Origin of the sequence: Thalassospira sp. MBR-102 (genome assembly GCF_040549275.1) — a bacterium.
Taxonomy (GTDB): Bacteria; Pseudomonadota; Alphaproteobacteria; order Rhodospirillales; family Thalassospiraceae; genus Thalassospira; species Thalassospira xiamenensis.
Window position 1 is genome coordinate 398559 of sequence record NZ_JBEPTC010000002.1, and the last position, 24465, is coordinate 423023.

A 24465-nucleotide genomic window follows, 5' to 3' on the forward strand; every position below is an offset into this window, starting at 1 on the left:
TCTCGCCAACACGTCACCACAAGGGAAGTATCAAATTGTTCGATCACATTATCTCGTCTGAAAAGCCCTCCAACCCGGTCCGCATCACGGCAGTTCAAGAATCCGATTTCAAAAAATGGCTCGGCAAACAGTCCGATGCTCATCAGGCATGGATTGCCTCGTCCGGCTATGACGGCAAACGCGGCACCCATCTTGCCCTTGCCGGTGACGCGGGTACCTATCAGACCATCGTGATCAGCTATGTCGACGATGCCAAAACCCAGTGGGATTTTGCTGGACTTCCGACTGCCCTGCCCGCGGGTGAATATATCCTGACAGATGATGTTACAAAAAATGATGCCATATGCGAAAAGGCCGTTCTTGGTCTTTACCTTGGCGGGTATCGTTTTGATCGCTACCGCAAATCAGAAGCCAGCACCGCGAAACGTGCGCTATTTGCCATTCCGTCAAACGATGCGACCAAACGTGCTGAAAATATCGCGCGTGGTATCGGACTTGCACGCGACCTGATCAACATTCCGGCCAATGATATGGGGCCGGAAGAACTCGAAGCCGCAGCACGTCGCCTTGGCGAAGAGTTTGGCGCAAAGGTGACGAGCATCATTGGCGAAGACCTGAACAAACGCAATTTCCCGGCGATCTACACGGTTGGCAAAGGCAGCGATCGTGCCCCCCGCCTGATTGATCTTCATTGGGGTGATGAGAACGCGCCCAAGGTCACACTGGTCGGCAAGGGTGTCTGCTTTGACACCGGCGGCTATGACCTCAAACCGTCAAGCAACATGCTTCTGATGAAAAAGGATCTGGGGGGATCGGCACAGGTTCTTGGTCTGGCCCGTATGATCATGGCATCGGGTCTTCCGGTGCGCCTGCGTGTTCTGATCCCGGCTGTTGAAAACATGGTTTCGGGCAAGGCATACAGGCCAAGCGACATCCTTCAGACCAGGAAGGGCATCACCGTCGAAGTTGGCAATACCGATGCCGAAGGTCGCCTGGTTCTCTCCGATGCCCTGACCGAAGCCGCGGCCGAGGATCCCGAAATCCTGCTTGATTTCGCAACTCTGACCGGGGCTGCACGTGTTGCACTGGGCCTTGGCCTGCCGGCACTGTTTTCCAACAATGACGACCTTGCCAATGGCCTTCTGGAAAATGGTCTGGCGCTGAATGATCCGATGTGGCGCTTGCCGTTGTGGGATGATTATCGTCCGATGCTCGATAGCAAGGCGGCCGACATGAACAACATTTCCGGTTCGCCCTATGGCGGTGCGATCATTGCGGCTCTGTTCCTTGATCGCTTCGCCGAAGGTGCAAAAGCCTGGGCCCATATCGACCTGATGGCGTGGAATCCTTCGGCACGTCCCGGACGTCCCGAAGGCGGCGAAGCCCAAGGAATCCGGGCCGCTTTCAAGCTCATTGCGGATCGTTACGGAAAGTAAACATTTCGATTTTCCCAATTAGACCTTTGACATCCGCGCAGGGGTCAGGTAGACAGATTACGTATTCGTAACAAATTAATTGTTGGGAACAGGCATGTCGATCGAGATCAAACCGTCTCAGGCGCTTGACCTTTGGCGTATCGCGATTGTTGAAAGCGTGCGTCGGGACTCTCCCGACCTATCGGCTCGCCAGATGGCCCTTATGCTGACTGTTTATCTGACCCCGGCCCCGCATACCGTTCGGGGCCTTTCCGACGCCCTGAATATCTCCAAACCAGCGATTACACGTGCGCTTGACCGCCTCAGTTCACTGGGCATGGTCAAACGCAAGGTCGACGAAGATGATCGTCGCTCCGTTCTGATTCAGCGCACTGTGAAGGGTTCTGTCTTCCTGCGCGAATTTGGCGATATTATCGTGTCCGCGGGGAAGAAAACCGAATAGATCGATCTCTTGATCCGATGACGTTCGGGTCTCGTGGCAGTAGGTCAGGCGAAATTGAATTGATATTCTGTCGCCAATAGCTGGTCTGAATACCAAAGGTCGGGAAATGGGACAGAAAATCTGTCCTAAAGCTAAAACTCTCCCTTCTCATACGTAAGAATAGGCATCAAACAGACCAGTTGGTTTGTTCGAAGCTTCTGTATTTCGTCAAACAGAATATATTTTTAGTATTTAATATCAAAACGTTACTGACAATCACCTGTATCACGAGCCCAAAACACGCAGCTTTGACGCCAAGAAATAATACCCGATCCAACTTTCGGCCTAGCGGGTCCGCGCCACGCTTTCAGGCATGTCAATCAGGGACAAAAGCAGGGCGGCAACAATCAAAACACCGCCACTGATCCGGCCAATCGTGTTTTTTCCACCACGTTTCAACAACCATGGCATCAGTCTTGCGGCACCAAACGCATACATCATTACGAATGTGTAATCAAAAATCACAAACGTGATCCCAAGGATCACCAATTGCGACCAAAGGTCCACCGAAGGATCGATGAACTGCGGGAATAATGCACCAAAAAACGCGATCGCTTTCGGGTTACCCGCTGCAACCAGAAAACCTTCGCTAAACAACCGACGTTTTCGTACCGGCTCAAACCCTGTTCTGATTTTTATTTCGGTATCGTTATCATTTCTTGATGCCTTGGGTTTTCGCAGGATTGCCGTCAGACCGATGACAATCAGGAACGCGACGCCGCACCATTTGACAACGCCAAACGCCGTCACCGATGTCGCCAGCAACGCCCCCAAGCCAACCGCGGCAATCACCATCTGGATCATGTTTGCGGTCACATCACCAAGGGCGGTAATCATGGTCGGGCGCGGTCCATAACGTAACGAATGCGACATGCCGATCAGGACACTGGGCCCGGGCGTTGCCACCATAAGCGATACAAGTGCGCAAAAGCTGAGCCATGTTTCAATCGACATTTCATTCCACGGATTACGTCAATCAAGACGGAATATCACGCCCATGTCACCATACAAGTGCACTCTGTGCACTGCTGGCATCTGCCGATCAGGCATCCTGAAAACAGGTAACCCGGCAATGGATCACACCGAACAAAAACCATTCGGGTAAGGAGAAGGAAATTGTTTTGAATTACCGATACGGTATCGGCGGGTATGCCTTTAGGCGGGCGAAATAACCTTAGCGGCCCGGCTTCTTGTCGCCGGGCCAGTTATCATAAAATTTGCGCACCTGAACCGAACGAATTGATTCTGGCGGCACGATGCCGCGTGCGGTTGCCAGAAGCCGGCTCTGAAGTGCTGCAAAATACCTATTGGTTGTTGGACGGAACGGAGAGAACGGTGGCTCGGATTTGATTTCCTCGCCCTTTTCTTTCGCCGCTTCTAAGGCTTCTTTTTCTGCTTCTAGTTCTTCTGGTGTTTTGGGCGGCGGTGGTGCAATCAGCTCCGGCCCGTTATAGACAAAACCACGTTTGCCTGCTTCAAGTTTCTCGTATCGGTTCTGGGTATCGCGATACATGATGCGTTGCAGATCTCGCAGGAACGCATTCAATAATTTTGGCTCTGCCTGCTCGATGACCGCACGATCAGCAACACTTGATGCTTCAAGCCAGACATAGAACACCATTTGCCGGATCGCGCCGCTCTTGGGCAAAACAACGGTAAGCGCAATTGAATCCGGTTCGATCACCGTTTCCGGAATTTGCGGTTCTTTTGGCTCGGCACTTTCAGACGGCTTTGCGTCCTCTTGCCCACCGCCCGATGCCTGTGCATCCGGACCAAACAGCGCAATCCCGATCATCATCGCCAAAAGCGATTTGAAAAGGCAGTTCCTGAACGCTTTCGGTTTTCTTGCCGGTTCGGTCATGAACAGTTTGCTTTCAGCCCGTTATTAATTTTACGCAATACCCAACGAACGCCAATTGTCCCGTCAAGTTCCGATTTGGGGTCAGCTCTGCACAAGCTCCAGCCCCGCAGCACGCAAATCAAGCGCTGCTGCCAACAAAGCCTTTGTATAGGATTCTTTCGGATTTTCAAAGACTTCGTCGGCATTTCCGCTTTCGACAAGCCGCCCGCCCTGCATCACCATCACCCGATGCGAAAGCGCACGCACAACCCGAAGGTCATGGCTGATAAACAGATAGGCCATCTTGTGTCGCGCCTGAAGATCGCGCAAAAGATCAACAATCTGCGCCTGTACAGACATATCAAGTGCCGAGGTCGGTTCATCAAGCACCATAAAACGCGGCTTTAAAACAAGTGCACGCGCAATCGAAATACGCTGGCGCTGTCCGCCGGAAAATTCATGTGGATACCGGTCCATCGCATTTACCGGCAAATCAACTTCGCGCAGGGCTTCGGCAATGCGTTCGGTACGCTCCTGCCGCGACATTTCCGGATGATGGATTTCAAGCCCTTCGCCCACGATCTGGCTGATTGACATCCTCGGGCTCAGGGATCCGAAAGGGTCCTGAAACACCACCTGCATGTCGCGGCGCAGGGCCCGCAAATCCGCCCCGGAAAACTGCCGCACATCTTTACCGTCAAACCAGATATCACCGGTGGACGACAAAAGCCGCAAGATCGCCATCGCCAGTGTCGTTTTGCCCGATCCGCTTTCGCCGACAATACCCAGCGTCTCGCCCTGCCTCAGGGTAAGCGATATATGGTCTACAGCATCAAGGTAATATTCCGGACGCCCCAAAATCCCCTTCTTACCAATCGGGAACCGCACCAGAATCTCATTGGTTCGGATCAGTTCCTTTGCATTTTCGGGCAATGGCGGGGCATTACCACTTGGCACTGCCGCCAGAAGCTTTTGGGTATAAGGATGCTGCGGATTGTCAAAAAGCCCCCGGCCTGTGCCGCGCTCAACCACCTCGCCATCCTTCATGACGCAGACATTATCGGCCATCTTCTGCACGATCTGAAGATCATGGGTAATCAGCAACAAACCCATGCCAAGCTTGGCCTGCAAATCCTTCAATAATTCAAGTATCTGCGCCTGAATGGTTACATCAAGGGCCGTGGTTGGCTCGTCGGCAATCAGCAATTCCGGTTCATTTGCCAATGCCATGGCAATCATCACGCGCTGGCGCTGTCCACCCGATAATTCATGCGGCAATGCTTTAAGACGCGAGGCCGGATCGGGAATACCCACCAGATCAAGCAGCTCAAGAATACGCGCCCGTGCTTTGGCACCGCGCAATCCCTTATGAAGCAGCAACACCTCGCCGATCTGCTTTTCGATATTGTGCAGCGGGTTTAACGATGTCATCGGTTCCTGGAAAATCATTGCAATCCGGTTGCCCCGAATTTGTCGCAGAATTTTCGCATCCGTTCCGACCATTTCCTGCCCGTCAAACAGGATAGAACCACCCGGGTGGCTGGCCCGCGGATAGGGCAGCAATTGCAGGATGGAAAGTGCGGTCACCGATTTACCCGATCCGCTTTCCCCCACAAGCGCCATGGTCTCACCACGCTTCATGGTGAACGAAACGCCTTTGACCGCAGGAACACCGGCAAAACTTGCCGAAAGATCCCTTACTTCCAGAAGCGGCTGTGTCGATTGATTGGTCGTCATAACCGTTCCCCTAGAAGGTTTTTCGTGGATCAAAGGCATCGCGCACCGCCTCGCCGATAAAGATCAGCAAACTCAGCATAATCGCGATTGCAAAGAACGCCGTCATGCCAAGCCACGGTGCCTGAAGGTTGTTTTTACCCTGTGCAAGCAACTCGCCAAGCGACGGCGATCCGGGCGGCATGCCCAGCCCCAGAAAATCAAGCGATGTAAGGGCCACGATCGAACCGTTCAACACAAACGGCAGGAACGTAATCGTTGCCACCATCGCGTTCGGCAGAACATGACGATACATGATGCGATAATCGGTCATGCCCAATGCGCGTGCAGCCCGAACATATTCGAAATTGCGCGCCCGCAGGAATTCCGCACGCACAAGCCCCGTCAAACTCATCCAGCTAAACAGCACAAGAATGAACAAAAGCGTCCAGAAACCCGGCGCAAACAGGCTGGCCAGAATGATCAGGATGAACAACTGCGGCAATCCGGACCAGATTTCGATCACACGCTGGAAACCAAGGTCAATCCAGCCACCGAAATAGCCCTGTACCGCACCAGCCGCGATCCCGATCACCGAACTGATCGCCGTTAAGGCAAGGCCAAACAGGATCGAAATCCGGAATCCGTAAATCAGGCGCGCCAGAACATCGCGCCCAAGATCATCTGTTCCCAGCCAATGCCGGAACGATGGCGGGGCGGGCTGTGCCTCGCGCATTTCAAAATCGATGGTATTGTAAGAAAACGGTATCGGCGGCCAGATGGCAAAACCGTGTTCCTCGATCTTGCCAAGGATATAGGGATCATAGAAATCGGTTTCGACGTCAAAATCGCCGCCATAAACGGTTTCAGGGTGGTCTGACAGGATCGGGATATACCAGTTATCGTCATATTTGACGAAGATCGGCTTGTCATTGGCCACCAGCTCAGCGACCAGACAGATGACGAACAGGATCGTGAAAATCACAAGCGACCAGTATCCGCGCTTGTTGGAACGGAAATTTGCGATCCGGCGTTTGTTCAACGGCGAAAGAATGATGTTGTTCATGATCAATTCTCCCGCGCTTCAAAGTCGATCCGCGGATCAATCAGGTGATAGCTGAGGTCACTGATCAGGTTCAGAACAAGACCAAACAACGTAAACAGATAAAGTGTCGCAAACATCACCGGATAATCACGCTTCATCACGGCTTCAAAACCCAGCAATCCAAGTCCGTCGAGTGAGAAAATCACTTCAATCAGGACCGAACCGGTAAACAGCAACCCGATCAGTGCACTGGGAAAACCGGCAATCACCAACAACATCGCATTGCGGAAGACATGTCCGTACAGAACCCGCTTTTCCGTCAGTCCCTTGGCCCGCGCGGTCACCACATATTGTTTGTTGATTTCATCCAGAAACGAGTTCTTGGTCAGCATCGTAAGCGTGGTGAATCCGCCAATGGTCAATGCCGTAATCGGCAATGCCAGATGCCAGAAATAGTCCGCAACCTTGCCCAAAAGCGACAATTCATCAAAATTCGATGATGTCAGCCCCCTTAACGGGAACAGATCGAAATAGGTTCCACCGGCAAACACCACGATCAGCATCACGGCAAAAAGGAAACCCGGAATGGCATAACCGACAATGATCGCCGCCGATGACCAGACATCAAAATTCGATCCGTCCCGCACGGCCTTGGCAACGCCAAGCGGCACGGAAATGATATAGATGATCAATGTCGACCAAAGGCCAAGTGATATCGAAACCGGCATCTTATCAATCACGATATCAACCACATCGCGATCCTGAAAATAGCTTTGGCCGAAATCGAACGTCAGATAATTTTTCATCATCATCCAGAAACGTTCGTAAGCCGGTTTATCGAACCCGAACTGCTTTTCAAGCTGGGTGATGATTTCGGGGTCAAGTCCCTGAGCCCCACGGTAGTTCGAGGTCGAGGAAAAATTGTTTCCCCCGCTGGCACCACCGCCGCCCCCACTATCAGCCCCCTGATTGCTGATGCGCGCGGTTGCGGAAACATCCGTGCCCTGTAACTGGGCAATCATCTGTTCGACCGGGCCGCCCGGCGCGAATTGCACGATTGCAAAGTTCAGAACCATAATCCCGAACAGCGTCACCGGGATCAGCAAAAGACGACGCAGGATGTAATTCAGCATGGCCTAGTACCCTCCCTTCTTAAGCTGCCGCGACTTTTCGGGATCAATCCACCATGTCATGACCGATGTTCCCTTAAGCGGCACCTCGTCAGGTCGCCCGAACACATCCCAATAGGCCATCCGATCCCCGCCAAGATAATATTGCGGGATCACGTAAAATCCCCACTGCAACACGCGATCAAGCGCGCGTACCCGCTGCACAAGACTTTCCCGGCTGTCGGCATCCACAACCAGATCGGTCAGTTCATCAATGACCGGACTTCTGATACCCGCAAAATTGCGACTGCCGGGTTGGTCGGCGGCGGCGGATGACCAAAAAATCCGCTGCTCGTTCCCCGGTGAAAGACTTTGCGTCCACCAGAAAGTCGTCATATCGAAATCATAGGCCTGAATACGATTAACCCACTGCCCGGTATCAATCATGCGAATATCCATGGTCACGCCAAGCTGGCGCAGGCGGGCTTTAAGAACCAACGCGATTTTCTCAAGCCCTGGCTGGCGGATAATCAGTTCGAACCGGAACGGCTCGCCGGTCTTGCTGTTGACCAGTTGCATGTTGCGCAACTGCCAACCCGCCTCCTGCAAAAGCTTCATCGAATGACGCAATGCTTCGCGTCGACCATTGGGCGCATCAAAGTTCGGCAATTGCGGCGGCTGGGTGAACAGTTCGGGCGGCAGCTGGCTTCTGAATCCTTTCAGAATATCAAGCTCCTCGCCTTCCGGCACGCCGGTTGCCGCAAGTTCCGAATTGGCGAAATAGCTGACATTGCGCTTATACGCGCCATAGAACATCGCCCGGTTCAGCCATTCGAAATCAAACGCATATTGCAGCGCCTCCCGAACACGGATGTCAGAAAACAGGGGCTTGCGTGTGTTAAACACATAGGCCTGCATACCGTTTGGCAGATTGTCAGGCAGGAATTCCTTCCTGATCTGGCCGTTCTGGATTGCCGGGGTGTTGTATGCCGTGCTCCATTCTCGCGACGAATGTTCGCTTCTGATCATGTATTCACCGGCAAAGAACGCCTGACGTGATACATCGGGATCAAGATAGGTATCAAACCGCAGCGTATCGTAATTATTGCTGCCGCGATTGACCGGCAAATCCGCCGCCCAGTAATCCTTGACCCGTTCATAGATGATCTGGCGACCGGCCTCGAAAGACTTGATTTTATAGGCCCCACTGCCGACAGGAGGATCAAAGGTCGTCTTGGAAAAATCCCGCCCTTCCCAGTAATGCTTTGGCATGATGGAAAGTTCGGCAACAATCATCGGCAATTCGCGATTATTGCCCGGCTTGAAATCAAAACGCACCGTCAGATCGTCAAGCGCTTCGACTTTATCGACCTGCGCGTAGTACTGCCGGTAAACCGGGCTGCCTTTTTCAATCAGGATATTGAATGAAAACACCACATCTTCGGCGGTGATATCAGTGCCATCCTGAAAGCGTGCCCGAGGATCAAGATGGAAAATCACAAAGGATCGATCGACCGGATATTCAACGCTACGCGCAATCAAACCATAAAGTGACGAAGGCTCATCCGCACTCGACACCATCAGACTGTCATACATAAGCCCAAGGCCGCTTGCTGCCGTCCCCTTCAGCGTGAAGGGGTTTAATGTATCAAACGAGACGATGGAACTTTGCACCAGCGTCCCGCCCTTGGGCGCATCCGGATTGACGTAATCGAAATGCCGAAAATCAGGACCGTATTTCAGATCACCATAAAGCGATATGCCATGTGACGCAGTGGTTAGCGGACTGAGCTGTTCCTCGGCCACCGGAACTGTCGGGGCCGGTGTAATGTCGGGCTTGTCGCCTGTCTGTGCCGCTGCCGGACCGGCCATTGCGATTGGTAACCCGATCACAACCGCCAGAAGCATAGCCCCGACACAACGGGAAAACGTTCCCCGGCTCCCGTTTTTCCGTGCTATGCACGTCTCGCCTTCTTGCCGCGTCATATTTATTCCTGAAATGTGCCCGGCTCGAAGCCCGAACCCCGGCAGGGCCAATACGCATCATTGAACCATCTGACATCATTACGGACGCAATGATCGGAACGTTCCGGACAATTCCCGCCAAGAAAACGGGACCGGTTACGCCGACGTTACGTCCGCAAAGCCATTTGGTCCAAACGACATATTCATAATGAGGAATAAAATGGTTCAATTTCAAGGCATCATCTTGAAACTGTCATTCCGTTCCTGATTCTTTTTGCACAAGCTTGCGCTTGCCTGTCTCGATCTTGATTTCGCTCATCAACCAATCGCGAAATGCCTTCACTTTTCGCCGCTCCAACCTTCCTTCAGGATAGCACAGCGAATAGGCATAGGGACTATCAACCGGCAAATCGAACGGCACCATAAGTCTATTGGTCACAACATATTCACCGATCATCGCCGGATCGGAAATTACCGCACCAAATCCACTGGCCGCGGCCTCCATTGCCATATCAAGGGTCGCAAAAACAGGTCCCCGGTCCGGATCGACACCCTCAATCCCGGTTCCCTTTAACCAGATGCGCCAATCCTCACGCTGTGCCGAACAATGCAGCAGGGTCACATTCCCAAAGTCTTCCGGTCTTTTCAGTTGCTTTGCCAGATTGGGATGACATACCGGCAAAAGCCGTTCGCCGGTCAGAAATTCATGCACCAGCTGGTCGCCCGGCGTATCAGCAAAGCGGATGGCAATATCGGTTTCATTGAAATCAACCGGGGCGGCATCGTCACTATAGGTGCCAAGCTGTACCTGCAGGTCAGGATGTTCCATCTGAAACCGGCCAAGACGCGGCACGATCCAGCGCATGGCAAATGTCAAGGGCGACAGGACCTTAAGCTGCGTGTCATCAGGCCGGTTTTCGATACGCGAAACCGCCAGTTCGATCGAATCAAATGCCGCCGTCAGGGACGCCAGCAAATTCCGCCCTGGCCGGGTCAGTTTCAATCGGCGGTGATGACGTTCGAACAATTGCCGCCCCAGCACATTCTCCAGGTGCTGAACCTGTCGACTGACCGCCCCTTGTGTAACATTAAGCTCATGTGAAGCTTTGGTGAAACTTTCAAGTCGACCGGCCACTTCAAAGGCACGAAGCGCGTTTAACGGTAATGGGCGACGTTTCATGGCGATCATCTTGCATGACTAAAATTCATGTAATGATGACAAAAGATGGTTTGAGCGCAAGTGTTTTTAGGCGTAACTCTGGGTTTAGCAAAACGAAACACATTCAGGCCGCATACAAACTGAGAGCTGGCCGATAGATTGAAGGAATAAGATCATGGTCGCGATCACCAAAGATGCCGGTGCTTTTGTCACCACCCGACGTCACCACAACATCGCAAATGTTATGGAACTGCCGCGTCAGTGGGCAAAACGTTATGTTCTCCGCCAGAAGCTTGCGACGATGGACAGCCATCTGCTGCGCGACATTGGCTGGGACGTATATGAAGCCCGTATCGAAGCAGCCAAGCCATTCTGGAAAGCCTGAGCATTTCGCTTAAAGGCGCCAAACCGAGAGTATTTATTATGTCTCCCCGACTTTTCCGCCTGCAGGGGCCACTTTCTTTCCCTCTGCAGGTTATTGAAGCGCTGACAAGCGTCTTCAGCCTCCCGACACGCAAAACCGAGACCCGCACCCGCTATTGACGGTTTTGTGTCCCTGATTGCCGGCCATCCCCCGATGGTCGGCATTTCTTTTGCCTGATAGGATCTGCAAGACGGATTATTTTGACGGATGCAGATACATCAGGTTCGCGGCGTTCAGCACCGAATACATCACTGCGAACTGGGCATCGAATTCATATTTGTCTGGGCTTGGGGCAAACAGCTCGTAAATCTGGCCGACCGTGCGTTTGCCATCGATGCGTGACAGAATCCCCGGGCTTGCTGGCGGAAGGCTGCGCGTTACCGACAATCCGGTAAAATTGATCTTGATATGGCCGGTCTTCGCGACAGAGCGGGCCAAAGCAGCCCCGTCAATACGCACAAAAAACGGCACCGCATGACGATCCGGGACCGGTGGCTTGATCTTGTTATCCGATTTGACCACATAAAACAGATGCTTGGTAATATTGCCCGCCATCAATTCAGCCAATGCCGCGCGCTTGCGAAACGGCACATGCACGGCCTTGTCCAGAACGTCGTGGCGCGAACAATAGGTCGTCGGATCATAGCGCATCGGTTCAATGAATTGCTGAAGCCGCAAACCGGCCTTCTCGACAAAATCAAAAACCTCGTCCACGCGATAGGCCCGATCCTGCTGATGCAAAAGCAGATCGTAAAATCCGGAATCGCCCCCCTGGATATGGTCATTCACAAACGGGTTACGCTTCAACCAGTTTGTACCCGGCAGTGAATCGAACAATGCCTTGCCAAGGTTAAGCCGTTTGCGCCCACCCGCCTCGGCAGAGAGGCGTTCCATCATTTCCTGCATATGGTAGACGCCGATCCGGCCAAGTTCGCCATACACCATCAAACCCATACCGGCCCTGGGTTTAAGCGCATCTGCCAACGCCTTTAAACCGGCGTCCGGATCAGGCAGATGATGAAGCACCCCGCAGCAATCAATATAATCAAACGGCCCATATTTCCCGGCCAGATCAACGAACGACCCGGTAACGAATTTGACACTCTTTTCAAGATTACGGCGCTTGATCCGGGCCTCAGCGATCTTGCGCGAGCTTTCCGAAAGATCGATATAAACAATCTCGACCTTGGCCTTGCGATCACGCGCCTGCTGCGCGAACATCACCAACGCATCCCCAGTGCCCCCCCCGGCAACAAGAACTTTTATCTTTTTGCCATCAGCCGATGGATCGCGGCCGCCAAACACGAAATGAACCACTTCGTCCCAATTGCCGGGGGACCCTACGACAAGACGCTTGTCCTCATCTTTCGGGTCACGCGCCGGATAAGGAAATGTTTCATATTGCGCCCGTGTTTTGTCGGACGGTTGCGGCGCGTCTGGCTTTTTCCGGATTTCGGACATCTATAAATTCCAATGGATCAACAGGTGCTGTGGCAAGCCCGAAAACAAGCCTGCAAGCAGCAATGCTATCAGGGACGGCAACATCCTATAAAATTTCAAGGATTTGATTAATAGAATAATCACCTTGGGACGAACTCATTCCCGACACCGGATCACAAGCTTCCCTGTTGCCGTCCGGTTACGGATCGCCGCAAGTGCCTCCATCGCGTTTATCAGCGGATATGTCGCAGACACCAACGGCGATATTTCCCCAGACGACAGCAGCTCCAAAAGCTCGGCCATGCCAGCCTTTGCGATATCGGGGTTCTGTTCAAGATAAGCCCCGAAATAAAAGCCCAGTGCAGCAACATTCTTGACCAGAAGGATATTGGCCGGAATTTGTGGCACCGATCCGCTGGCAAATCCGATCAGAAGGATGCGCCCTCCCGGCGCAACACAGCGCAGGCTCTGATCAAACACATCGCCCCCGACCGGGTCATAAACCAAGTCGACACCTATTCGCCCGATGCGGGCACAGATTTCCTTTACCCCGGCCCGTATGCTTTCGGATTTGTAGTCAATTACATGATCCGCACCATGCGCTTTGGCGATGGCACATTTATCAGCCCCACCCGCGGTTGCGATCACGGTCGCGCCCAGAAGTTTGGCGCATTCCACCGCCGTCAGGCCAACACCCCCGGCAGCTCCATGAACCAGAACCACTTCACCCGGCAGCAAATTGGCGCGATACTTCAAACCAAACCATGACGTTCCATACGCAATCTGGAATGCAGCCGCCACATTGAATTCAACATTGTCTGGCAACCCCGTCACAAGTCTGGCATCAACCGAAATCCGACCGGCATATCCACCCCAGTCAGGCAGGGCCATGACCCGATCACCAATGGTAAAACTCTGGACGTCCGTCCCAATTGCAGAAACGGTACCGGCAATTTCAAACCCCGGCGCAAACGGACCAGTCGGGCGTTTCTGATATTTTCCCTCAAGAATCAGGGTATCAGCAAAATTAACGCCACAGGCGGCAATATCGATGATGATTTGATGGGCTTGTGCGATCGGTTCTTCGCAGTCGATCAGCATCGGCGCTTCGCCGAAAGCCTCGCATATCCATGCTTTCATCACTGTCTTCCATCTTATGATCCTGCCCGATCACGCACAGTGTGCCGCGCACGCAGCGATCAGACAAGCGAAAGACAGATACGGTATTGAAAACGGTGGAATACAGACAAGAACGGCTTAGAAAAACTTCTGACGCCTACGTTTTCGCGTCACCAGCAAAAGAAGTATTCCGGGCACCAGCAATATGACAAACGCCGGGGCCAATAGCACGGGCACAAACGCATTGTCCCAAATCCAGGCCGAGATATAGCGCTGAATCACGGACTGTAACAGGTTCAGGCTTCCGGCATCCAACCGATACCAGAGCTCCCCTGCCGCGACAAAGCGGAACGTTCCCGTCTGAAGCGAGGTAATGCCATCACCGACCAGTACAGCAAGACTGGAAAACAGCAATATCCATCCCAACGCTCTGAAAAGCCACATAGCCGTCTCCGAATTCCCGGTCTGAACTTTTCGTTATCATCACAGACATGCCGACGGCTTTGCCCCGTCAGCATAAAGGTTGCTGCGAATCACCCTATCGTCCCGGTACATCTGGAACCATAGCCTGAAACCTTAGAGGCGATTAATCAACAAGAAGTAAATATTGGACAAATTGCTACAACTTTATCCGTCAAGTGATTGTAAAAATGGCATTTGTTCGCTGTTTGGATAGTGACCAGAACAAACATCAAAAAGTAAGGGATTTTGCCTTGTCAACCGGGATCGGGTCGGCTAATGTCCGCCCGCTTTCGCGATATATACAAGATCGCATGTGGAGAGGTGGCCGAGTGGTTTAAGGCGCACGCCTGGAAAGCGTGTTGGGGTGTAAGCCCCTCAGGGGTTCGAATCCCCTCCTCTCTGCCACTTTAGCTCTCGCGAGCAAAATCAATACGTTAGAAGCAAGACATTCCAATGTGTACCCACTCTGTGTCCTTAACAGGTGTACACCAATGGCCCTTGCAACGAATCTTATACGGATTAATGGCAGATATCACTTCCGCTGCCGCATTCCTGAAAAACTCCAGCATTCGACTAAGCAAAAGTTCTTAAAAGTTGCACTGCGAACTGCAAACCCTGAAACTGCGAAAATAAGATGCGCAGCGATGACCACTTATCTGCGGTCATGTTTCAGAGAGCTCAGGATGCCAGATAAGCAAGAAATCATCGAAGAACTCAATCGTCTAGAGAAGCAATTTTACGACTATGTGGAAAGGAGCGAGGAAAACGCTCGAGCTCAAGATATATTGCATCGCTACGAACTAAAGCAAACTGAGGTCAGACATCTTGAGGAAAAACTGAGCCTAATTGATAGAGCATTAGAGACTCAGGGAGAGAACAAAGAACTCTTGCAACAAGCCATTGCCCTAAAGCAGCAGATTGTTGAGCGAAACGCACATATCACTGAACTACACATAGAATCGAAAAAAAGTGCCAAAAACCCCGAAGCTGAGAAAGTATTTTCTGAGTTAGCAGAGGCAATATTTACTCGAAAATCTCGCGAAGTTGAGACGACTACAATTTCTGATTACCGCTCTTCTTTGATTGCATTCCTTGAGCTTGTTGGCGACAAACCAGTTTTCATCTATCAAAAAAGCGATGTGGACAGGTTTGCGCACCTGCTTTTGGAAGTTCCAAAAAACTTAACGCAAATCTCTGCCGAGCTAGGCACAGACAACAAACTAGAAGCAATTAAGCTAAACAAGGAGCGGAAAACTCCTTACCCAACGATTAAGGTAGCTACTATCAGAGACAAGTACCTTACAAACATCAGAATGATGTTTGAGACACTTGTTTCAATGGGAATCCTGGAAAACAACCCAGCAAAGGGCGTTAAGATAGTTAGCAGGCCCGACGAAGAAGAAGATAAGAGTAGATATCCTTTTAGCATTGAGCAGTTAACCACAATTTTTAACGCCCCTATATACACCACGGGCGTTCGCTCAGCCACGCACCGCCATACGCCTGGCAACGTTCAACTCAGAAACAGGTTTTACTGGGCTCCGTTAATCGCGCTGTTCACGGGAATGCGTATTTCTGAAATTGGACAACTGCTGCTTTTGGATATCTTCGAACACCACGGCATTCCACACTTCAATGTCACGAATACCTATTCACGCCGACTTTGCGAGATGATTGGCGTCAATTACCAACTCACAAGCAACATAAAGAAAAAGATTAAGAGGAAAGCAAGCCGCCGCTTTATCCCAGTTCATTCAGAACTCATAAAATCAGGGTTTCTTGAGCATGTTGACCAGCAAAAACTTAAAGTAGGCAGTCACCCAACTGACAAGCTCTTTCCCGATTGGAACCCAGACTATAAAGATTCTTATTCAGGTACGTTTAAGTACGGCAGGACCCTTGAAGTTCTTGGTATTAAAGAAAAAGGCTGTACACATTTTGCATTCCACAGCTTCAGGCATTGTTTTATGGATGCACTCAGGAATGCCGATGTAGCGCAAAACACTGCTGACAAGCTTTTTGGCCATGCACAAAATAAAGTCAGTGGAGAATATGGCTCAGACTATATCACCGCCGAGCAATCTGCCAAAATTGAGATGGTCAAATATAATGGACTAGACCTATCTCACCTGTATCCGTTTAAATACTAAAAAAGCCCCCTGTCTCGTTGGTTCGGAACAGGGGGCTTTTCTAACTTAGAGGCTTATTCTGCAGCGACAGACTGAACATCTTCCAGAACTTCGTTGTCCAACACGTCTCTAACTGCTGAGGCAATATGCCAAGCAAGAACAGGAGGAACCGCGTTACCGATTTGCCGCTCTGTTTCTCTCAGCTTCGACATGAAAACAAAATCATCCGGGAACGACTGGAATCTTGCCGCTTCTCTCATAGAAATACGCCGGTCCAATTTGTAATGGAATTGGATATTTCCATGACATTCGGCACGAATAGTGTGGGATGGCTTGTCCGCCTTTAACCGACGATTACCCTGTTCTGGACTTTTCTTGGCCTTGCTCCAAATGTGATTCATATCCGGAGACTCTTCTAAGCCTTCCAAGTCGCGAATTGCAGCTTCCGCTGTCATCCAACTGTCTTTGGTTAGAACTGACTTTGGAGGAACAAAATCCATCAGGCCTTTCTTGCGACCGATTATAAAGACACGCTCCCTGTTCTGAGGAACTCCATAATCCGCAGCAGTGTATAGGTGATAATCAATGTCATAGCCCAACCCATTGAAATCAGATATCACCTGCTTCAAAGAGTCTTCGTTATATTTGAGGAGCAGCCCCTTGACGTTCTCTGCCACAAAAACTTTCGGCTGAACTCTAGAAATCGCTTCGACCATGGCCTTATAAAGGCCACTTCTTTCACCAGCGACCCCCTTTCGCTTGCCGTTCACAGACAAGTCTTGGCAAGGGAACCCACCGATAATGATATCGGCTTCCTTAGGCATCGAATCAATTTCGTCCCAGATACTTCCAGGACGAATATGATGACCAATGTTCTCTTGATAAGTTTTGCAGGCCGCTTCGTTTAGGTCATTTGCCCAAACTATCTCATAAGGCAACTCATCATATTTTTTGCCGAAAACCTCAAAGCCGCCTTTGAACCCTAGGTCCATTCCCCCACAACCGGAAAACATTGATATGACGGAATATTTATGACCCAGCATTTTCTTATACACCAAATATTGATTTTACTCGTTCAGGCAGATTAGCGCACAAGGATATTTGTTAAAAGAGTCTAAAGCTGTTTTCTTGTTCCTCAAGAAACAGATGCTCCGAAGGCAACCAATCTGGAGCGAGGTTATCAGCAAGGTGTAGCCAATGCGTTAACCGTTCAGAGGGCTGAACATTCTGCCCCCAATATTCAACAAACAATGCAGGTTCTAAGCTACGAGCAGCCTCGCGCATCTCATCCTGGATATCGAGTAATGCACGGAGTAAATAATTTCCTCCCCGCGCTTCGTTAGCTCTCAATGCCACACTCCCAGCAGAGAACAAATCACGAGCCTGAGGACACAATACACCTCGATACGTCATCAGATACGTAACAGCGTCCACATATTTTCTTCTCTGTCTTGAGCCTCCAACAATTTGTGGACATAGCAGTGCAGCTTCGGCCCGAAACTGTCTCTTCTCTTCTTGGCTCAATTCCATGTAGATACGGACATTAATTGGTAATGTGTGAGCTTGCTCATCGTCTGGCTGGTCCTCCAGCCACCACAAACGTTCTCCCGGCCTTAAACGCGCTCTGGCGTACTCTCTGATGTATTGCATTTTTTCGTGCATCTCTTTTGTACGAAAGTCTTCGTAAGAGATACCAATTTGGCGAAACAATGAACGTTCAGAGTTGAGTTCGATTTCAAATCGGGGAACGTGAGAGGTTCTTACATGAACAATTGCATCACCATAGGACGCCCACTTCACCTGCGGCACACCTCCCATCTTTCCGTAAATCACATAGATGTGCCGCACTCTGGGATTCCTAGTGCTTTCTGAAACACTATTCGCAATACACCGCCAGCTATCACTCTCAGTGGCTTTTACTTCTACGCCGAACTCGCCAGCCACCACGTCTGGAAATGCCTGGGCTTTTGGCTCCACCAGACTTCCAAAGCCATTTGCTTGAATAGCAGCGTCCAGGGCCTCTCTTACCCTATCTTCGAATGCACTGGGTTTATGAAAATTATCATCGTGCTGAACATCCCGCTCAAGTCGTGCTGTGACTTCCTCTAGCAATTGTTCGAATTGCTCTTTGTTCATTATTTTTGGCCCCCCAAAACTTGGCTAAAACAGGTGCCAAGCGGCTTCATATATTTATCAAGAGAAAGAATCTGCTGTTTAGGATCCTAAACAACCTCAAGAAGAGTCAACACAGCAATTTCACACGATTAAAATTGCATCATGCATAGGCCAGAAGCGCACTTAGTCGTCCAAAAACAATTCAACAATTTGGATACTCAGAGCCCCTGCAATCGCATCTAGAGTTGTTATCGTTGGACTGCGCTTTCCGTTCTCAATCTGACTAAGGAAACTAGGAGCAATACCTGCTCTATGCGCAAGAACCTCTTGGCTCATGCCGCTAGTGCGCCTAATACGGCGTAGATTTGCCCCCACTCTCTCACGTATATCCATGAACGGACGGTAGAGTTTTCGTTGGGCACAAACCATTTACTATAGTAAAAGATTTTGGTTTTATCCTTGATGACGAACAGCTAAATCAAAGGAGCTCCTCACCCAATGGACACAAACACTTATGCCTCAAAACCCCGTAAATTGTTGAAGAACCGCTTGGTCTTGCAGGTGCTATTTCTTGTAATAGGTGGCCCTCTAATGCTTTTCCTAAGCACGGGGCTGTCCGAAGAAATGCACTGGTATCGCAAGGCGCCATATATACCTTGGCTGATTACCATCGCGTTTGTTTTGTGGATGCCATACCGGTTAACGAGGCAACCATTGGAAAAGAAGGTTGCCAATGACCCACTTGCAAAAGCTGTTGTCAGGTCAACAAAACTCCATTTCGAGAAGGATATAAAGGGGAGTGGGGTCGTTTTGTGGGCTTTCGCAGCAATTTTGGGCGGCTTTTTGCCGAGCTTGATACTTATACCGTTAACGGCCCCCAACACTGAACTGGTATGGCTTCTTGCACTGCCAATGGTTCTGTGCGTGCGGTTCTTTATCCCTCAATGGCTTGAGAACCGAAGCATTAAGAACGCTCTTGCCGTTGCCGAAAAACTCGAAGAGCTTCTTGGCATCGATATTGGCTACTATGTGGCCGGAGACAGAGGCGGTATCGGTATGTCTAAAGACAACAATACCCTTGCATTTGTCAGAATGGACAAAAAGAGAATTGCGAAAGCCGGGAGAGTTAATTGGGACAATATTAGGAAGTGGGGAGAACGAGAGGGCGTTGCAAACACCATCCGGGCCATTGGTCGCACAACGACAACAGAAGCCGTCGATGTGCTAGCTCATAACGGGCAAGAGCATGATAAAGCGACTCAGAATACCGGATTATACATCGAGTATGAATTGACCCAGTTAGAGAACGACCGTGTTTTGATTCCATTGAAAAACTATCAAGCTGCAAGCTGGTCGAAAATCCTTAGCCGACTGAATGAAGACAAACTCGATACAGTTAACGACGCAACATTTGTTCCTGAAGTTCGCGTTTAATCTGTATATGCGCAATAGGAAGTGCCAAATTAGCACTTCCTATTGAAGAATAGAGTCTATGTGGGCGTCTAAGGCCCTCCCCATACTCTTCATTTGACTTTGCATCGACACAACAGTTTCAATAATGTCGTTATAAATGTGCTCGTCTTTCTCAGTCTGCAAGTTATTCATGTATTTTCTCTCTAGAATACTTAAAGCTCGCTGCACTGACATACACAAAAGTTCACTCTCGAACTCGAGTCTTCTTACTTTCTTTTTTGTTGAAATATGCATTTATTTATCCAGTATATTTTCTTAATATTAAACATTTGACATTTAGAATTAAATAATATAAAGTGTCAGAGTTATTCGTGGCTGGAACCATTTAACCCTGACTTTTACTGGATTATTGCGAACGTTAATCAGTTTAATATACATTATATTATAATATTGTCAAGTTAAAATAACCTTCAGCCATGTAGTTCTGGAGGTTTTTTTATGAAAAGTGGATTTTTAAAATATGTTGAAAAATTAGAACATCATCTAATATCTAAACATATCCGAGACAACGAGTTTATGAGGCCAACACACGGCCTTGGCATCTTTGATGACGAACCAGAATCAACAAACGACAACGAAAAATTAGTTGTAGTTCCGTCTCAAAAAGCCCCTTCAAAAACATCACAATTAGAAAAGTTTGCAAGAGACTGGAACCAATATCACGACCCGTTACATGCCGAGTTTGAAGCCTTCAAAGCAGCTAACGAGCATGGTGTTTTTGAAAAATTAGAAGAAGCCGCACGAGCGGGAATTGATTTCACTCAGACTGACATAAATACAATCAACGAAGCTCTGAGCAAGTTCGACCTACTCCCACCTACTATCAAACACGATATAGCGGAAATTATCGAAGAAAAAACAGGTATCAAGCTATCTAAGTTTGATGGCATCAACACTCAAAAAATGTACTGGATTGAGTCAGATGGCTGGCAAGACACAGAGGTTAATAATTGGCTCCAATTCAAAAATCTGGTCAATGGATTAGAGACATATAAATTAACATCAAAACTTTCTAATTTTTCAAAATCAGCTCTGAAATTAGTATCCAAATCAGATGTTGAAGTGACTGAAATCGCCCGCTCAATCGCTGATTTTTACATATATACAGAAGGCGATATTGAATATATCGGATACGACCTCGAGCCACCGGAAAATCAGCTAAAACGAGAATGCGAAAAATACTGGAAATGCAGGCTCAGAAAGGAAATTGCAGAGATAGAAGGCTGGGTTAGCAACATTTTAGGACTGGCTGGCGCTAACCGCCCATTCGTTTCATATCATACTTTGAACAGGTTCGAAGATATGTGGAAACGCAACAAAAAGTACCTATCCGAGACATCTATTATTAATGCAAAAGGTGAGCATGTTTGCTTGGCAGACATAGCTAGAAACAAGGCTCGCAGCCGTTTAAGCATGATGTACTCAATCATAGATGGCATGACAAAATATGCCGAAGAACAGTACTTAAAACCTGTTTTTATAACCCTCACCCTACCGTCAGAGTTCCACCCTATGAAGGGTAAAGGCCATCAAAAAAATGATGATTTCGGCGGATATTCTGGCATCGAGCAGAGGCAGGAAATGCAAACCAGATGGCAGCTTGTCAGGGCCATGTTGGCAAAACACAAAGTCAATATTTTTGGGATGCTTGTTAATGAGGCTCACACAGATGGGACACCGCACAGGCACATACTAGCGTTTCTGCCAGAAGCACAGATTTCTATACTAAATCACTGCGTATCTGAGCATTTTCCTGAATCAGATTCTAACAAATGGAGACGACCGGAGAACGGAGTTTCCTATAATTTGAAGTTACTCGACTCACATAGTGGGGCAACCGCTTACGTCAGCAAATATTTGCGCAAAACTGTGAACTTAGAGGCCGACCAAGCGGCTGTAGACACTGTCTTAGAGGACGAGGACCAGCTTAACAACTTTAACGAGTTCCGCGCCTGGGCGTCATCAAATCGTATCCGTCGCTATGGCTTCTTTGGCTTGAAAAGCATCATTACGAAGTGGGAAAGAATCTATAAAGAACGTGAACGCCCAGAGGGATTTTTCGGTCAAATCTGGGACGATATGAAAAGTCATAAGTTCAAAGATGCTCTACACAAACTTGGTGCGTGGGGTGATTATGAAAATCACATTATAAAAGTTTTATATACAGAAGAAATTAATATGTACGAAGAGACATACAGAAAACCGGAAACTCTGGAATGTCAGAACATCGACACAGGGGAGAAGTGGGAATTATCGTTTAAATCTCAATGGTATGTCGTTTCACAAGAATCAATAGAGTCATATGAAAACATGGATTCTGATGAACAAAAAGAATGGTTGGTTACACTTATTTCTAATTATCCAAGCCGGATGGGCGACATTAAAAATGACATTTGGGAAGCTGAAAAATTGGCAATTCGGGACACGATTTAATATAAAAAAGTAACCCAAATTATTCCCCCCTCACAGTTTTTAAGTCGAACTCTCCCCCCAAGGGGAAAGTTCTATCCCCAATGCTTCACATTGGGTTTGGTCACAGGGAAACTTACGACTTGTCGTAAAACCCAACTCTGAAAAACTTACCCACAACACTCCACAAAATTAGACTCATGGGCGGTCATTTTGTTCCATGTTATGGATAAGTCTAAGCACATGTAAGTTATTGTTTTTATTATATTTTATACTTGACAATAGGCTAATATATTTTATTATGATTCCATAAGTAATATAGCCAGTCATCCCTCTTGTCCTACAGGCCAAGAGGGAACCGGCAAAGGGGCTTAAAGCCCCTGTTGAACCCCAAATAACAAAAATAAGAAGGGAGCGTGTTTTGAAAGATGTCGTAATCCGAACAAGAATAACAAAGAAGCAATGTATTTTGTTCACTGAGGCTGCAACTCAGCTTGAAATGAACCTAAGCAAATGGATACGTGAAACGCTGATTTCGAGCATAAAAACAAAACCTGTTGAAACGCAAAAGGCCTTGCTAATTGAAATCCGTCTCTTACAGAGAGAACTAAATCTCATAGGAAACAACATCAATCAAATTGCCCGGTACGCAAACACAAATAGAGAGTTTCGGTCCATCGAGTGCGCCTTGGATAGCCTGCAGAGACTAGCAAGCAACGTCAGAGTGCTTAATGATAATTAAAAGCACAAGAGTCCAAACCTCATCAAATAGCACAGCACTGTCCAACCACCTGCTCTACAAAGATGAAAATGAACGGATTGAACTTCTTGAGGGCTTTGAAACTGACTTTAATCAATTTCATGCAATAGCGGCTTGCGACGGGTCAAAATATTCTTTTCGCCACTTCTCTATTAATCCAGGCCAAAGCTGGACATTAAACCAGCAACTTCAATTAGTTGACAAAATCAAACAAGAATATCGAGTTTCTGACCGTCCACATATTCTCATCCGACACACAAAGAACTTAGCCAACGGCTCGAAAAATGAGCATCTGCACTTGGTCATCCCGGAACGCTTTAATGGCTCAACTATGGACAAGGCATGGTCGTACATTCGAAACGAGAAGCTAGCTCGTGAGTTTGAAATTGAGAATGGTCACCCTGTTCAGATTGGGAAACACAACAAAGCAATTTCAAAGCTCACGTCCAATCAAGAGCTCAAACATACTCTTCTGGTGAACTCTCGAAAGCCATTACCGAAAGCTTCATATTCAAGCTCGGAGCAACAACAAGCTAAGAGGCGAGGAATAGACCTTGCAAGCGAGAAACTTGCCATCAAAACCATTTACCAACAGGCCAGCAGCTTTGAAGCATTTCAGGCCGCGTTGAACCGAAACGGATACCGACTAAAACACGGAAAAAAAGCTGTAATCATCGAAAAACTAAATGGTGATTTTATCGGTTCTGCCAGCAGACTTCTGAACATGAAGAAGAAGGATTTTTTAAACTATATTCGAAAGGAAATTAGAAATGAGAGAGGTAAATCAAAACGCAGAGCCATCACAAAAACCATTGAACCATTTGCAAATAGCTCGCGAGACATTAGCGACTTCGAAAGAGACAAAGGAGGATACAGCAACAATTTTGGAACTGATGAACCAAGAAGGAGATTCCAAAATCGACCTGATAATCCAGATATTGGCAGAATTAGTCGTCAATCAGGAAATCCACCAAGAACTCTTATCCAAGATATTAGAGCAGAGATTCTGCTCAGCCACGGCAACCGAAGCTCAAAGCTAAAAAGCATTCTTTTGCATGCTAAACACCTGACTAAGTTGTCTAAGGTAAATCATCGAAAAACAGCTCTCATTGAAGCTGCAATGCAAAACGATGATAAGGTCGGCGTACCCATTACGTCAGAGGAAGCGCTACGCCAGATTAGACCAGCTCCTAAACCCTTCTAGACGGCAAAGACACCTTGCCAAGTTACCCTACAATGTGTACCTATTGAGCTTCCGAGCATACATTGGAACAAAAGCCTCTTTCGTGTTCAATAGCTTAGAGACAATGTAGCAGAGAATCCCCTCCTCTCTGCCACTTTGCAGCCTGCGGGCCGCAGCGATACCAAAAGCTGCAAAAAACTTCC

At 48.8% G+C, this 24465-nt stretch carries 21 protein-coding genes and 1 tRNA gene; 9 read left to right on the top strand and 13 right to left on the bottom strand.

Annotated features, from left to right (window positions below; translation table 11 throughout):
- Positions 1-35: 35 nt before the first annotated feature.
- Together ABIE64_RS05200 and ABIE64_RS05205 are read left to right on the top strand one after the other, a co-directional pair.
- Entirely contained in the window at positions 36-1436 is a 1401-nt protein-coding gene (locus tag ABIE64_RS05200; RefSeq protein ID WP_063092510.1) for a leucyl aminopeptidase family protein, read from the top strand.
- Positions 1437-1530: 94 nt separating this feature from the next.
- The gene (locus ABIE64_RS05205) at positions 1531-1878 is read left to right on the top strand and encodes a MarR family winged helix-turn-helix transcriptional regulator (protein ID WP_007088785.1); all 348 of its coding nucleotides are present in this window, start codon (positions 1531-1533) and stop codon (positions 1876-1878) included.
- Positions 1879-2202: 324 nt separating this feature from the next.
- Here the strand turns inward: ABIE64_RS05205 and ABIE64_RS05210 are convergent, their stop codons facing one another.
- From ABIE64_RS05210 to ABIE64_RS05240, 7 genes are all read right to left on the bottom strand, one after another.
- Complete coding sequence (locus ABIE64_RS05210) at positions 2203-2871, bottom strand: LysE family translocator (RefSeq protein WP_063092509.1); 669 nt, start codon at positions 2869-2871, stop codon at positions 2203-2205.
- 220 nt (positions 2872-3091) lie between these two features.
- The gene (locus tag ABIE64_RS05215; protein WP_063092508.1) at positions 3092-3778 is read right to left on the bottom strand and encodes a hypothetical protein; all 687 of its coding nucleotides are present in this window, start codon (positions 3776-3778) and stop codon (positions 3092-3094) included.
- Between the two features lie 81 nt (positions 3779-3859).
- Positions 3860-5494, bottom strand: a complete 1635-nt coding sequence (locus tag ABIE64_RS05220) for an ABC transporter ATP-binding protein (protein ID WP_063092507.1) — start codon at positions 5492-5494, stop codon at positions 3860-3862.
- Positions 5495-5504: 10 nt separating this feature from the next.
- The gene (locus tag ABIE64_RS05225) at positions 5505-6536 is read right to left on the bottom strand and encodes an ABC transporter permease (RefSeq protein WP_063092506.1); all 1032 of its coding nucleotides are present in this window, start codon (positions 6534-6536) and stop codon (positions 5505-5507) included.
- Between the two features lie 2 nt (positions 6537-6538).
- Positions 6539-7648: a microcin C ABC transporter permease YejB gene (locus ABIE64_RS05230; protein ID WP_063092505.1), complete on the bottom strand. Its 1110-nt coding sequence runs from the start codon at positions 7646-7648 to the stop codon at positions 6539-6541.
- Between the two features lie 3 nt (positions 7649-7651).
- The gene (locus tag ABIE64_RS05235) at positions 7652-9610 is read right to left on the bottom strand and encodes an extracellular solute-binding protein (RefSeq protein WP_354376811.1); all 1959 of its coding nucleotides are present in this window, start codon (positions 9608-9610) and stop codon (positions 7652-7654) included.
- A gap of 232 nt (positions 9611-9842) precedes the next feature.
- Positions 9843-10769, bottom strand: a complete 927-nt coding sequence (locus tag ABIE64_RS05240; RefSeq protein WP_354376812.1) for a LysR substrate-binding domain-containing protein — start codon at positions 10767-10769, stop codon at positions 9843-9845.
- 154 nt (positions 10770-10923) lie between these two features.
- Here ABIE64_RS05240 and ABIE64_RS05245 point away from each other — a divergent pair, with 154 nt between their 5' ends.
- Positions 10924-11133: a DUF1127 domain-containing protein gene (locus tag ABIE64_RS05245; protein WP_354376813.1), complete on the top strand. Its 210-nt coding sequence runs from the start codon at positions 10924-10926 to the stop codon at positions 11131-11133.
- Positions 11134-11367: 234 nt separating this feature from the next.
- On the opposite strand, the gene ABIE64_RS05250 is transcribed toward ABIE64_RS05245, so the two are convergent.
- From ABIE64_RS05250 to ABIE64_RS05260, 3 genes are all read right to left on the bottom strand, one after another.
- Positions 11368-12633 carry a class I SAM-dependent methyltransferase gene (locus ABIE64_RS05250; protein ID WP_354376814.1) on the bottom strand — a complete coding sequence of 422 codons (1266 nt, stop codon included), beginning with the start codon at positions 12631-12633 and terminating at the stop codon, positions 11368-11370.
- A 135-nt stretch (positions 12634-12768) separates the two neighbouring features.
- A complete protein-coding gene (locus ABIE64_RS05255) occupies positions 12769-13752 on the bottom strand; it encodes an NADPH:quinone oxidoreductase family protein (RefSeq protein WP_354376815.1) in 984 nt (327 codons plus the stop codon).
- Positions 13753-13869: 117 nt separating this feature from the next.
- A complete protein-coding gene (locus tag ABIE64_RS05260) occupies positions 13870-14175 on the bottom strand; it encodes a hypothetical protein (RefSeq protein WP_007088774.1) in 306 nt (101 codons plus the stop codon).
- A 333-nt stretch (positions 14176-14508) separates the two neighbouring features.
- Here ABIE64_RS05260 and ABIE64_RS05265 point away from each other — a divergent pair.
- Both ABIE64_RS05265 and ABIE64_RS05270 read left to right on the top strand, forming a co-directional pair.
- A tRNA-Ser gene (locus tag ABIE64_RS05265) sits at positions 14509-14598 on the top strand.
- An 86-nt stretch (positions 14599-14684) separates the two neighbouring features.
- On the top strand, positions 14685-16343 hold the full coding sequence (locus ABIE64_RS05270; RefSeq protein WP_354376816.1) for a DUF6538 domain-containing protein: 1659 nt from the start codon (positions 14685-14687) through the stop codon (positions 16341-16343).
- Between the two features lie 53 nt (positions 16344-16396).
- On the opposite strand, the gene ABIE64_RS05275 is transcribed toward ABIE64_RS05270, so the two are convergent.
- The 3 genes from ABIE64_RS05275 to ABIE64_RS05285 all read right to left on the bottom strand — a co-directional run bounded on the left by ABIE64_RS05275 (position 16397) and on the right by ABIE64_RS05285 (position 18866).
- Positions 16397-17365 carry a DNA cytosine methyltransferase gene (locus tag ABIE64_RS05275; protein ID WP_354376817.1) on the bottom strand — a complete coding sequence of 323 codons (969 nt, stop codon included), beginning with the start codon at positions 17363-17365 and terminating at the stop codon, positions 16397-16399.
- Positions 17366-17426: 61 nt separating this feature from the next.
- Positions 17427-18458: a hypothetical protein gene (locus tag ABIE64_RS05280; RefSeq protein WP_354376818.1), complete on the bottom strand. Its 1032-nt coding sequence runs from the start codon at positions 18456-18458 to the stop codon at positions 17427-17429.
- Positions 18459-18620: 162 nt separating this feature from the next.
- A complete protein-coding gene (locus tag ABIE64_RS05285; RefSeq protein ID WP_354376819.1) occupies positions 18621-18866 on the bottom strand; it encodes a helix-turn-helix domain-containing protein in 246 nt (81 codons plus the stop codon).
- 69 nt (positions 18867-18935) lie between these two features.
- On the opposite strand from ABIE64_RS05285, the gene ABIE64_RS05290 reads away from it, so the two are divergent.
- The 4 genes from ABIE64_RS05290 to ABIE64_RS05305 all read left to right on the top strand — a co-directional run bounded on the left by ABIE64_RS05290 (position 18936) and on the right by ABIE64_RS05305 (position 24283).
- Positions 18936-19871: a hypothetical protein gene (locus ABIE64_RS05290; protein WP_354376820.1), complete on the top strand. Its 936-nt coding sequence runs from the start codon at positions 18936-18938 to the stop codon at positions 19869-19871.
- 477 nt (positions 19872-20348) lie between these two features.
- A complete protein-coding gene (locus ABIE64_RS05295) occupies positions 20349-22343 on the top strand; it encodes a replication endonuclease (RefSeq protein WP_354376821.1) in 1995 nt (664 codons plus the stop codon).
- Positions 22344-22740: 397 nt separating this feature from the next.
- Complete coding sequence (gene mobC, locus ABIE64_RS05300) at positions 22741-23061, top strand: plasmid mobilization relaxosome protein MobC (RefSeq protein ID WP_503012842.1); 321 nt, start codon at positions 22741-22743, stop codon at positions 23059-23061.
- Positions 23051-24283, top strand: a complete 1233-nt coding sequence (locus tag ABIE64_RS05305; protein WP_354376822.1) for a hypothetical protein — start codon at positions 23051-23053, stop codon at positions 24281-24283. The genes mobC and ABIE64_RS05305 overlap by 11 nt, the downstream gene beginning before the upstream one ends.
- Positions 24284-24465: the final 182 nt, after the last annotated feature.